Source organism: Arthrobacter sp. TB 23 (assembly GCF_000294595.1).
Lineage (GTDB): Bacteria > Actinomycetota > Actinomycetes > Actinomycetales > Micrococcaceae > Arthrobacter_D.
Genome location: NZ_ALPM01000031.1, coordinates 1 through 11490, shown reverse-complemented (window position 1 = coordinate 11490; position 11490 = coordinate 1). Strand labels below are relative to the sequence as shown.

Annotated in this window: 11 protein-coding genes and 1 other annotated feature; of the genes, 5 read left to right on the top strand and 6 right to left on the bottom strand. The window is 62.3% G+C overall.

Translation table 11 applies throughout. From position 1 onward, the window contains the following. Nucleotides 1–57: 57 nt before the first annotated feature. The 3 genes from B384_RS0104040 to B384_RS17665 are packed head-to-tail and all read right to left on the bottom strand — an operon-like array spanning nucleotide 58 to nucleotide 3182. Complete coding sequence (locus B384_RS0104040) at nucleotides 58–780, bottom strand: FadR/GntR family transcriptional regulator (RefSeq protein ID WP_019481862.1); 723 nt, start codon at nucleotides 778–780, stop codon at nucleotides 58–60. Then, entirely contained in the window at nucleotides 758–1714 is a 957-nt protein-coding gene (locus B384_RS0104035) for an NAD(P)-dependent oxidoreductase (RefSeq protein WP_019481861.1), read from the bottom strand. The genes B384_RS0104040 and B384_RS0104035 overlap by 23 nt, the downstream gene beginning before the upstream one ends. Next, nucleotides 1704–3182, bottom strand: a complete 1479-nt coding sequence (locus tag B384_RS17665) for a four-carbon acid sugar kinase family protein (RefSeq protein WP_019481860.1) — start codon at nucleotides 3180–3182, stop codon at nucleotides 1704–1706. Before B384_RS17665 ends, B384_RS0104035 begins: the two co-directional genes overlap by 11 nt. Before the next feature lie 164 nt (nucleotides 3183–3346). Here B384_RS17665 and B384_RS0104025 point away from each other — a divergent pair, with 164 nt between their 5' ends. Next, a complete protein-coding gene (locus tag B384_RS0104025) occupies nucleotides 3347–4837 on the top strand; it encodes a GntP family permease (RefSeq protein ID WP_026040956.1) in 1491 nt (496 codons plus the stop codon). 93 nt (nucleotides 4838–4930) lie between these two features. On the opposite strand, the gene B384_RS0104020 is transcribed toward B384_RS0104025, so the two are convergent. The 3 genes from B384_RS0104020 to B384_RS0104010 all read right to left on the bottom strand — a co-directional run bounded on the left by B384_RS0104020 (nucleotide 4931) and on the right by B384_RS0104010 (nucleotide 6589). Then, nucleotides 4931–5191, bottom strand: a complete 261-nt coding sequence (locus B384_RS0104020; RefSeq protein WP_019481858.1) for a Txe/YoeB family addiction module toxin — start codon at nucleotides 5189–5191, stop codon at nucleotides 4931–4933. Next, nucleotides 5188–5439 (bottom strand): type II toxin-antitoxin system Phd/YefM family antitoxin, encoded by a 252-nt coding sequence (locus B384_RS0104015; protein ID WP_019481857.1) that lies wholly within the window; start codon nucleotides 5437–5439, stop codon nucleotides 5188–5190. The genes B384_RS0104020 and B384_RS0104015 overlap by 4 nt, the downstream gene beginning before the upstream one ends. 130 nt (nucleotides 5440–5569) lie before the next feature. Beyond that, nucleotides 5570–6589 carry a peptidase gene (locus B384_RS0104010; RefSeq protein WP_237715226.1) on the bottom strand — a complete coding sequence of 340 codons (1020 nt, stop codon included), beginning with the start codon at nucleotides 6587–6589 and terminating at the stop codon, nucleotides 5570–5572. Between the two features lie 252 nt (nucleotides 6590–6841). Between B384_RS0104010 and B384_RS19585 the strand changes: the two genes are divergently transcribed. From B384_RS19585 to B384_RS17655, 4 genes are all read left to right on the top strand, one after another. Further along, nucleotides 6842–8323, top strand: a complete 1482-nt coding sequence (locus tag B384_RS19585) for an S-layer homology domain-containing protein (protein ID WP_050994840.1) — start codon at nucleotides 6842–6844, stop codon at nucleotides 8321–8323. 78 nt (nucleotides 8324–8401) lie between these two features. Then, entirely contained in the window at nucleotides 8402–8845 is a 444-nt protein-coding gene (locus tag B384_RS0104000; protein ID WP_019481855.1) for a DoxX family protein, read from the top strand. A 112-nt stretch (nucleotides 8846–8957) separates the two neighbouring features. Beyond that, nucleotides 8958–10055, top strand: coding sequence for a type I restriction endonuclease (locus B384_RS0103995; RefSeq protein ID WP_019481854.1), 1098 nt, complete (start codon nucleotides 8958–8960; stop codon nucleotides 10053–10055). A gap of 139 nt (nucleotides 10056–10194) precedes the next feature. Beyond that, a protein-coding gene (locus B384_RS17655) for an IS3 family transposase (RefSeq protein ID WP_156808956.1) occupies nucleotides 10195–11459 on the top strand; the annotation gives its coding sequence in 2 pieces (ribosomal slippage) (nucleotides 10195–10498 and nucleotides 10498–11459; 1266 coding nt in all). Then, nucleotides 10494–10628 (top strand) — a sequence feature (AL1L pseudoknot). Its footprint overlaps the gene before it by 135 nt. Nucleotides 11460–11490: the final 31 nt, after the last annotated feature.

The window sequence follows — 11490 nt, the reverse complement described above, 5'->3', positions numbered from 1 at the left end:
CGATGCCGCGGGCCGAGGCTGCGCCGGTGAGGACTGCTGTGCGTTCTGTCGGGAAGGTCATGTGGTCTCCTGCTGTTGTTTTTCTGGGTGAATGAAGTGCTCGTAGTCGTCGTACGTCTGGTTGATGTGGGCCTGCATCGCCCTGCGTGCCACCTCGGGGTTGCGGGTGCGGATCGCGTCAAGCACCAGGCGGTGGTGCTCGATGGCGTGCTGCTGCACCTCGTGGAACGACGACGTTTCACGTCGCATCGTGTACAGCAGCTGGCTGAGCGGTCCGAGGATCACCGGCACAAAGGGATTCGCCGAGGCGCGGAAGATCGCCTCATGAAACGCAAGGTCGGTGGCTGTCACAGCTTCAAGGTCCTTCGCCTCATGCGCTGCCTGCAACGCGACGTTGGCTTCCTCTATTCGCGCGAGGTCCTCATCGGTGGCGTGCAGGGCGGCCAGTTCGGCGGCACCCGTTTCCACCATTCGCCGGATTTCGAGGAGCCGCAGCGAGATGTCGGGGGAGTCGGCGGTGGTCGATGCGTACCTGACGATTGCCTGCAGATCGGTCCACTGTGCCGCCGGATTCACGTAGGTGCCGAGGCCCCGTTTGATCTGCACGATGTGCTGCGCCTGGAGCTGCTTGAGCGCCTCGCGCACCGTCAGCCGGCTCACATCGAGGGAAGCGGCCAGATCGTTTTCCGGGGGCAGCGCGGAGCCGGGTGGAAAGGTGCCGTCGATGATCTGTTCGAGGAGGTCATCAAACACCGACTCAGCGAGTGGCTTCCGTGCCATCTGTATCCCCTCCAACGGTCCTGCGCCGGGGTGCCACCACTTTGATCACTGCTGAATCATCGGCGGTACCCAACCCCTGCGTCTGGCCCAGTAGGAACAGCTGCTCGGCGGCCGAAGCCACCGGCGCCGCGAGTCCCGCAGTCCGTGCGGCCTTGCCGACGATGCCGAGGTCCTTCACGAAGATGTCCAGCCGGCTTAGTACGTCGGCGTCGCCGTCGTACCCCTGCACCATGCGCGGACCGCGGTTCGAGAGCATGAACGACGACGCCGCCCCGGTCTCCAGTGCGGCCAGCGCCTGCTGCTGGTCCAGTCCGAGCGCATCGGCGAGAGCCAACGCCTCGGCGGCTGCGGCAATGTGCACACCACAGAGCAGCTGGTTCACGGTCTTCATGGCTTGCCCGTCGCCGGCTTTGTTCCCCACCACGGTCAGCGTGGAAGCAAGTCGCTCCAGCACCGGCCGCGCTGTCTCCAAGGCGGCGGGGTCGGCGCCCACCACGATCAGCAGGTCGCCTTCGCCGGCTCGTACCGGGCCGCCGGATAAGGGTGCGTCGACCAGGGCCACCCCCAGTGCGCTGAGCCGCTCGGTCCAGGAGGCGACGGCGTCTATCCCCACGGTGCTGGTCATGACGACGACGGCGCCCGGTGTCAGTGCCGGGGCAATGCCGTCCTCACCGAAGAGGACACCTTCCACCTGGGCGGCGTCGCGGACCGCGAGTAGAACCAGCCCGGCGCCGCTGACGGCGTCGGCGGCCGTCGTGGCACAGGTCAGCCCGGTCGCTTCGGCCCGTTCCCGTGAGGCTGGCATCGGGTCATACCCGGTGACAGTGAAGGCGCCTGCGAGCCGGGTTGCCATCGGCAGGCCCATGGCACCGAGGCCCAGGACGGCGACCCCAGTCTGGTCGTTATTGGCAGTCTGCGAGGTGTTAGGCGTCATCGGGTGTTCCAGTCGTAGTGGGGGACGCAGTAACGGGCGAGCGGAGGATGTCCACCACGTCAGCGAGGGAGTCATCGGTGCCCACGTTGCCGGCGAAGACCACGAACGGTATAGAACGAGCCGGGCCGTCGGCCGGCTGCCAGAGGGAGACGATGCCCGGCAGCATTGGCCCGCGCACCAGAGCGTGACGGATCGACAGCCCGTGGGCGGCGACGTCGGAGGAGGTGATCCCGCCCTTGGCGATCACAAACCTCACGGGAGCCGTCTCAATGGTCGTGCGGACGGCGTCGACTATTGCCTGCGAAATGGTGCGGGCGAACTGGAGGCTCTGCTCTGGATCGTCGGAGCGGATCAGGCGGCGGCTGGTGTGCAGGATGACTTCGCCGTGGGGGAGCCCGACGACGACGGCGCGCACCGCCTCGGCTACTCCGGCATCCCGGCGTTCGGGATCGAGGACGGCTTCGACGTCGAGCTCAACGAGGCGGGCCTCGGGTCGCCGGGCCACCAGTGCATCCAGCTGCCGGGTGGTCAGCCCCACATGGGAGCCCACCACAATGAGCCCGCCCGAGTTCGGGGCGTCCAGGTCGGCGAAGACTTCCTCCGCCGTCAACGGTGGACGCTCTTTCTGGCCAATCCGAGCCCTAACAAAGGGTGGCCCCACGCGGTAGAGCAGCTTCTTGCCCCGGCGTTCGGCTTCCTCGAGACCCAGGGCCAGGGCACGAAGGTCATCCTCGGTGACGGCATCGACGACGATCGGGACGGCGTCGGCCGCCTGATCGAGGGCATCGGCAATGCCCTGCGAGCCGCCGCGGATGGTCGACAGATCCAGCCGGATGACGCTGCTGGCGGAACCGCCAGTCTTCTCGGCCACGTAGTCACCCAGGTCCGAGGACGTGAACCCGAAGGTGGCATCCTGGGCGAACTCGGTGTCAGCCACGGGAGTGAGCGCGCCGTCGTTCCCGCGCAGGTAGTGGACGCTGCCGATGGTGACGCGACCGGCGTCGGGAAAGGCTGGAACCATCACGACGCCGTCGGTCTCGGTGCCCGCGAGCGAGAGCAGGGTGGCGGCGATGACATCGGTCTCGAGCGGGAAGTGACCGCGGAGGGTCGAGTCGCTGCGGCTGACAAACCCGATGGTGACTCCGGCGGCCGTGGCGGCGTCGAGGGAATTGGTGACAATTTCCCGGTTGCGCGACGCGGTGGTTTCCGGGTCGAGACTGCGGGTGTTGGTGAGGACGTAGACCGCTGGTGCCGGTGCCCCGCCGATGCGCTGGGCGAAGGCCCACGTGAAATCGCTCGGCTCCCAGGAGGTGAGGACCGGCAGGTCGGCGACGGACTGGGTGCCGGTCGGGTCGTCGTCGAGCACCACCAGGATCCGTCCGGACGCCTGTACGGCGGCAGCGATCACCTCCGGCTTGATGGCCTGGACAGCTGGGTAGCCGCTGAGCAACTCTTCTTCGAGTATCACTAGTCCGCACTTTCGTCACTGGGTCTTCGTCACAGGCACTTGTCAGATGTCTTATGTCTGATGCTATTGTGACAGGCAGCACAGTGCCCGTCAAAAGAATCGACCGGGCCGGTGTGAACCCCTGAGGTGGCAACGAGGCCTGCTCAGTGACCGAGGAGCAGTACGTGGATATACAACTTCTTTTGGCGCTCGTCCTGGGTATCGCCACCATCATTGTTTTGGTGCTGAAGACCCGGCTCGATGCGTTTGTAGCACTCTTGATCGCTGCGCTGGTGACCGGCATTGTTGCTGGCCAGGCGCCGCTGGATATCGTTTCGGCGATTACAACCGGATTCGGCAATACCCTGGCATCGATCGGCATCGTGATTGGCCTGGGCGTTGGGATCGGAAAGATTCTCGAAGTGTCGGGGGCCGCCAACTCGCTGGCCATGGCCTTCCTGAAGCTCTTCGGCAAGGGCCGCGAGCCCTGGGCCCTGGGTAGCGTGGGCGCGCTGGTGTCCATCCCGGTGTTCTGCGACTCCGGCTACGTCATCATGAACCCGCTGGCCCGCTCGATTGCACGGGTCAAGCGCGCCGGGTACATCACCCTCGCGCTGGCCCTCGGCTGCGGCATGACGCTGACCCACCACCTGGTGCCTCCGACTCCCGGCCCGCTCGCCGTCGCCGGCATCCTGGGCGCCGACCTCGGTGCCTTGATCCTTGCGGGTCTCGCGTTCACCGTCCTGCTGCTGCCGATCGTCGTCTTCTACGCCCAGTGGATTGGCCCGAAGATCGAGCCAGCCATGAACGCCGACGTACGCGAGGCCGTCTACGGCACTGCTCACGCCAGGACCGGACGTCGTAGCGGCGGCACCGCTGTTGTCGACCACGACGGCGGCGCCGGCACCGATGACGATGCTCCGTCGATGGACATCGACAACACCACCCTCGGCACTCCTCCTGCGGGCGCCAAGCCTCACCGGGTAGGCGCGTTCGTTGCGTCGCTGCCGCTGCTGGTTCCACTGCTGCTCATCATCATGAACACCGTGAGCGGTGCGATTGATCAGAACAACCAGGGCGTTGTGGGCACCGGGGAATACACGCCGTCATCATGGGTTGTTCCCCTCGCCTTTATCGGTAACCCGGTTGTTGCACTGGTGATCGGCGTCATCCTGGCCGTCTACGTGCTGCTGCCACGCTGGACCCCGCGTTCGAAGGTGCAGGGCTGGTTCGGTGAGGCTGCAGCCTCGGCTGGTCTGATTCTTCTCATCACCGGTGCCGGTGGGGCACTCGGTCAGGTGCTGCGTAGCTCGGGTGTGGGCGATGCCCTTGCCGAGGCAATCGCTAGTACTCCGCTGCCGGCGTTCCTGGTGCCGTTCCTGATCGCCACGCTGGTGCGTATTGCTCAGGGTTCGGGCACGGTCGCGATGATCACGGCGGCGTCAGTGACCGCGCCGCTGGTCGGTTCACTCGGTATCGATCCGATCGTTGCGGCGCTGGCTTGCACGGCCGGTTCGATGGTGTTCAGCTACTTCAACGACTCCTACTTCTGGGTAGTCACCCGCTTCGCCGGCCTCGACGGCGTCGCAGCTCTCAAGGGCTGGTCTGGCATTACGACGGCGGTCTGGGTCGGTTCGATCCCGCTGCTGTTCATCGCCAACGCGATCCTCGGCTGATCTAGCGAGGTCTTTCACCGGTGGCCGGGCGGCTCGGGCTAATCTCCGAGTCTCCCGGCCACTGCTGTTTTAAGGGGTACCTCGTGCTGTGCGCTATCTGCTGTAGTGATAGCGGCACTGGGCGATGCGGATCTCGTCCACGACCACCTTGTAAACCAGGCGGTGCTCGTCAGTGATCCGACGGGACCAATACCCCTGAAATCCGTCCTTGAGTGGGTCGGGCTTACCCATGCCCTCGTTCTCGTTCCGCTGGATGTCCTGGATGAGGACGTTGATCCGCTTCAAGATTCTGCGGTCTTCGGTTTGCCACCAGACATAGTCTTCCCATGCCCGCTCGTCCCAGAGCAAGGTCATTCGGCAAGCTCGCGGGCGATCCCATCGCCTCGCTCAAGGTTCTCGATGGCACCAAGGAGTCGGCGGGCATTCTCCGGGCTGCGGAGCAAGTATGCAGTTTCCTTCAGTGACTGATAGTCCTCAAGGGAAACGATGACTACCGGCTCCTTCCCCGCGCGGGTGATCACCACTTCTTCGCGGTCGTCGAGGACTGCATCTAGGGTTGCGGCGTAGTTGGCACGTGATTCTGAGTAGGTCATGGTCTTCATAGCAATTCTCCTTACGTACGTAATATTGTACGCGCCAGAGTTCGTCTTGTCGCGGGTTCCCCGCTGCTGTTCATCATTGACTCGATCCGTGGCTGATTCAGCTCTTCCCGGAAGATCTGATCCATGATGCCTACAGCTGGGGGACGCAGGGCCCGGTGCCGAGTAGTGCGAGGCCCGCTCGATCGCCGTCGCCCAGGGTGGTGAGGCCGTTGTTTCCCTCGTGCATGAGCTGGGTTGGATCATCGATGTGGTCGAGCCCGACGACGTGAGCGAGTTCGTGCACGATGATGGCTCGCACCTGATCGCGACCATCCGGGTATTGAATGATGTTGGTAAGGTCAGGCGCGTCGAGCTGGACCTGGCCAGCGACATAGACAAAGGGCTTGCCAGGAGTATGAGCGTAGGGGCTGCCGCCGAGACCGGCGACGTCCCCTTCCAGGCCAGGGATCTCCGCCGGGCTGGTCCACGTGATCAGGATGGGTGCCCATCGTTTGCCGTAGCGATCAGGCTGGTAGGTCTCCCGGTCCTCGCTGGGCGCCTCTGTGGTGGTACCTCGGTAAACGAACGTTAGTCCAGTGGCAGCCGATATTTCGGCGACGGCTTCCTCAATCAGTCCGTCGCTGCCAAGCGGGGCGAAGTCTGGCCGGACCACATAATGAACCGGTCGACACGGGTCGTAGGCTACAAAGTCTTGAGAGCTGTCGGGTGATTCGTGCAGCGCAAATGACGTGGATCCGTTGGTCGCCGGAGGAAGGCCTAGCGGGACATCCGAGGCGTCGACGCCGCGGGGTGGAACAGGCGACCCCGGAAGGTGGGGGAGCGCAACGGCAAGGATATAACGGTCGAAGACGGTCGGAGTCAGGTACAGGCCAACAACAAGGGCAATTACCCCAAACGTGCCGAGTCTCAGTCCGCGGCCGGACGCCCGGCGTCGTTGCCTGCGGATACGTCCCGCTTTCCGGCTGCGCGACCGATGGTTGGGGGAGTACTCCTGAAGCTGTTGGTTCAGCGACTCTTCGAGCGCCCAGAGCGGGACCCGGCCGGAGGGTGCGCGCCGAATACCTTGTTCCGCTCCTGATCTGGGCGTAGTTCTAGAGCCCGATTTGGTGTTGTTGTCCTGATAAAACCAGTCACGATCCATCGCCCCCATGGCACTGCTTCCCCCGAGATTTCTGCTGTTCCTGGTTCAGCATTACCGATGGCATCGTGTGGACGGTGTTTCCTTCGGCAATCCTGATGGAACGCTGAGCCAAGTTTCGAAGTAGATCGGAGGGTCCACCGTAGGCTTCATTGACGAGCATGAGCCGGGGGACATCATGCGCTGGGGTCCAGGCGTTTAAGTTCTTCTACCTGTGTGTCGCGTTGTACCTATTCGTCCGCGTTAGCACTCCATGGAGAACAAGTGAAAACAATCAGAGCCGCCGTCATGATGCTGGCGGTGCTGGTCATCGGCGCCGGCACCCTCGTCGCACCGACCCAGGCAACCGCCGCGACAACGTTCCGGGATGTACCGTCCACCAGCCAGTTCTATACCGAGATCACCTGGCTGGCTGATCAGGAGATATCCACCGGATGGCCGGACGGCACGTTCCGACCATTGCAGTCGGTAGCCCGTGACGCGATGGCTGCCTTTCTTTACCGATTGGCCGGCGAACCGGCTTACACGGCACCCAAGCAGTCGTGGTTTACCGATGTGCCGGTGGGAACAAAGTTCTACAAAGAGATTCATTGGCTTGCGTCGGAGGGCATCACCACGGGCTACCCGGACCGCACCTTCAAGCCCCTCAGCTCGGTCAACCGGGACGCGATGGCCGCTTTCCTCTACCGTTTCTCCGTCGAGCCAACGTTCACCGCCTCCAGGACAACCGCGTTCCGCGACGTCCCCACCAAGAACATGTTCTACAAAGAGATCAGCTGGCTAGCGAACACCGGCATCACCACCGGCTGGCCGGACGGTCGATTCCTTCCGTTGCAGCCGGTGAAGCGCGATGCCATGGCGGCCTTCATGTACCGCACCAAAACCGAGCTTCCGCTGAACCGTCCAGCCGAATACGGGTCCACCGCACTTCAGGTGCTGCAAACCATTCCGGTCAAGGGCCGGGCTCCGAAAACCGGGTACGACCGCGATAACTTCGGGCCATCCTGGTTTGATACCGACAACAACGGCTGCGACACCCGCAACGACATGTTGAAGGCCCAACTCACCAACATCACCTACACCTACGGAACTTGTCAGGTAGCAACGGGTGTCCTGAACGATCCCTACACCGCCATGGTGATCAACTTTGTTCGCGGAACCACCACCAGCACCAAGGTGCAGATTGATCACGTTGTCGCGCTCTCCGATGCATGGCAGAAAGGTGCACAGCAGCTAAGTGCCGATCAGCGGCTGATCTTCGCCAACGATCCACTTAACCTGCAGGCCACCGATGGTCCGACGAACGGGCAAAAGGGCGACGGCGACGCCGCCACCTGGCTTCCGCCGAACAATTCCTATCGCTGCACGTACGTTTCCCGCCAGATCTCGACCAAGGCAATCCACGGCTTATGGGTGACTCAGGCGGAGCGCGATGCGATGGCAAATGTGTTGAGCACATGTGCCGGGCAACCAGCAGCGGTGACCCAGCCGGCTCCGGTTGTGCTGACTCCGGCACCAAAGCCTGCACCAACCCCAAAGCCTGCACCAGCTCCCGCGCCAGCACCGAAGCCGACCGCAGCGCCAAAGCCAGCGAATCCCGGAGATACCAAGAACTGCGGTGACTTCAGCACCTGGCGGGAGGCGCAGAACTGGTACGAGAAGTACTTCCCGTACTACGGCGACGTGGCTCGGCTCGACCAGGACAAGGACGGCATCGTCTGTGAGTCGCTTCCCGGCGCACCATAGGGACGACAGTAAGTATTGACCGGGGGGCAGGGTTCCATCCGGCCCCGGCCCCCGGTTGTCGCTGCTAGGCTTCGCTGAGTGACCGATCTTCCCCGTTTGTCTCTTCTCCGAACCATCGCCCGAATCTTGCTTGGCGCGTTCCTCCTCTTCGCCGGGATGGCGCACCTGTTTTTTGCCCGCGCCGAGTTCGCGGCCCAGGTGCCGGCATGGATGCCGCTTGATACTGACTTTGTGGTCGTGGCGTCCGGGATCGTCGAGGTGGTTCTGGGGGCTGCGCTCATCTCCCTACCGCGCTGGCGAGTCCTCGTTGGCTGGATCGTCGCGGCTTTCTTCGTGGCTGTTTTCCCAGGCAACATCGCCCAGTACGTCGACGGCGTTGACGCCTTCGGCTTGGATACCGACGCCGCCCGTCTTACGAGGCTCTTCTTTCAGCCGGTCCTCGTGGTGTGGGCTCTGTGGTCCGCCGGTGCCTGGCGGGACCGGCGGATGCTCAACTCGGTCTCAGCGAATCGCGAAAAGTAGAAACAGCCCCGGCCGATAGCTGGCTCGCCATACATACCGTTGTTGTGGTGATCCGCCAATTGTCGGAAGGTTCGACTAGGGTTGCATCATTCATTTCGATTCAGGGGGAATAGTGGATTTTGCGGAACGGCTGGCGGCATTGGCAGCAAAGGTGCGTCAGCAGAGGTCTCAGATTGAAACAGAGGAAGCTACCAAGAACGCATTTGTCATGCCGTTCATCTCGACAATTCTTGGGTATGACGTCTTTAACCCGCTTGAGGTAGTCCCCGAATTCACCGCAGATGTCGGGGTGAAGAAGGGCGAAAAGATTGATTACGCGATCATGCATGGCGGCACGGTTCAGATTCTGATCGAATGCAAGAAGTCCAAAGAACCCATCAAGATCGAACACGCGTCGCAGCTGTACCGCTACTTTGCTGTGACAAACGCCCGGATAGCGATTCTCACCAACGGGGAGGTCTACGAATTCTTCACCGATTTGGATGCCCCTAACCGGATGGACTCAAAGCCATTTCTTGTCCTCGACCTCAATGACATCGATGAGACTTTGATCCCGGAGTTGATGAAGCTTTCCAAGGAGATCTTCGATCTTGATTCGATTATCAGTGCCGCAGGGGAGCTGAAGTACATTGGGCAGATCAAGCGGACTTTGGCTGCCCAGTTCAAAGAACCGGACAGCGAATGGATCAAGTCGCTCACCACCCGGGTCTATGAGGGTGCGTATACACAGAAGGTGCGTGAACAGTTCACTGGGCTGGTCACGAAGGCGACGAAACAGTTTCTCAATGAACAAGTCAATGACCGTCTGAAGACCGCATTGGGATCGCCTAACTACCCGATGGCGAATGATTCAACACTTGCCGCTACTGTGACGAGCGAGCAGGTCGTTGAGAATGATCTAACCGATACCGGTGTTGAAACCACACTTGAAGAGCTTGAGGGATACCAGATCGTGCGGGCCATTGTCTGCAATGAAGTGAAGCCGGTGCGCGTGGTTCAGCGAGACGCGAAGTCTTACTTCGCAGTGCTTTTGGATGACAACAATAGGAAGCCGATTGCTCGCCTCCACTTTAACCGGGTCCAGAAGTACTTAGGCATCTTTGACGATCAAAAGGTAGAGCAGCGCATTCCTATTGCTTCACTGGACGAGATTTACGAGCACTCCGATGCGCTTCGCAATAGTGTGAGGGCATATTTGACGGCGGGCTGATTTCCTCAGCGTTGTCGGTACTTTCTAGAACCCGTTGTTCACTGGTACTCGACTTCTTGGGCCATTCGGTCGGTTGAACTCGATCTGAACCGCCCTGGGTTTGTTGGAGGCTTCTGACCTTGGAATCGAGAATAGAGTCATGGCAAAGAGTCAGGGAACTGGGAGGCCGACGGCACGTCGGTATTCGCCGGAGGAGAAAGCCGCAGCGGTGCGGATGGTTCGAACCTTGCGGGCAGAGCTTGGGACCGAGCACGGGACGGTCCATCGGGTGGCTACTCAGCTCGGATACGGGGTTGAGTCGGTGCGGTCGTGGGTCAAGCAAGCCGACATCGATGACGGGCACGTCGCCGGTGTGAGTACTGCGGATGCGGGCCGGATGCGGGACCTTGAGCAAGAAGTACGGGAGCTGCGTCGGGCGAACGAAATCCTGAAACGGGCTGCGAGTTTCTTCGGGGCGGAGCTCGACCGCCAACACCGGAAGTAGTCGCGTTCATCGACGCGAACAAGAACGACGTCGTTGAGGGTCGCCCGCTTGGAGTCGAGCCCATCTGCAGCCTGTTGCAGGTGGCTCCGAGCACGTACTACGCCGCGAGGGACCGTGCACCGTCCGCGCGTACCGTCAGCGACGCGGTTCTGATACCCGATCTAGTGGCCCTGTGGGAGAACAACTACCGCGTCTACGGGGTCCGTAAGCTTTGGAAAGCTGCGTGCCGGGCCGGAATGGACATCGGCCGCGACCAGACGGGCCGGTTGATGCGCGCCGCCGGCATCGAGGGCGCGACACGCTCGAAGCGGGTCAAAACGACCAGGGCTGACCCGGCTGCGGCGCGGCACCCGGATCTAGTCCGGCGGGAGTTCACCGCGGCGGCCCCGAACCGGCTCTGGGTGACCGACCTGACCTTCGTCCCGACATGGGCCGGCGTCGGGTACGTCTGTTTCATCATTGACGTGTTCAGCCGGATGATCGTCGGGTGGCGATGCGCGTCGCACATGCGCACCGAAATGGTTCTCGACGCGATCGAAATGGCCCGTTGGGGTCGTGGTGCTCACCACGAGGATCTTCGATGCCACAGCGATGCGGGCAGTCAATTCACGTCGATCCGCTACGGCGAACGTCTCGCGGAAATCGGCGCAACACCCTCGATCGGGACCGTCGGTGACAGCTACGACAACGCCCTCGCGGAGACGGTGAACGGCTACTACAAGACCGAACTCGTCCGCGGCCCCGCCCGACCCGGACCGTGGAAGACGGTCGAAGACCTCGAGCTAGCGACCCTCGGCTGGGTCCACTGGCACAACACCCAACGCCTCCACGGCTACCTCGGCGATGTTCCACCCGCGGAGTTCGAGCAGATGTTCTATGCTGACCAAACCGACCACGCTCAGCTGGCGGAAATCAAATAGCGCGAGTCTCCATCAAACCCAGAGCGGTTCA

Coding starts and splice junctions, on each gene's coding strand:
- B384_RS0104010 (WP_237715226.1), bottom strand. CDS start 6,589: ATGGGGGCGATGGATCGTGACTGGTTTTATCAGGACAACAACACCAAA.
- B384_RS0104020 (WP_019481858.1), bottom strand. CDS start 5,191: ATGACCTTGCTCTGGGACGAGCGGGCATGGGAAGACTATGTCTGGTGG.
- B384_RS0104040 (WP_019481862.1), bottom strand. CDS start 780: ATGGCACGGAAGCCACTCGCTGAGTCGGTGTTTGATGACCTCCTCGAA.
- B384_RS0104015 (WP_019481857.1), bottom strand. CDS start 5,439: ATGAAGACCATGACCTACTCAGAATCACGTGCCAACTACGCCGCAACC.
- B384_RS0104035 (WP_019481861.1), bottom strand. CDS start 1,714: ATGACGCCTAACACCTCGCAGACTGCCAATAACGACCAGACTGGGGTC.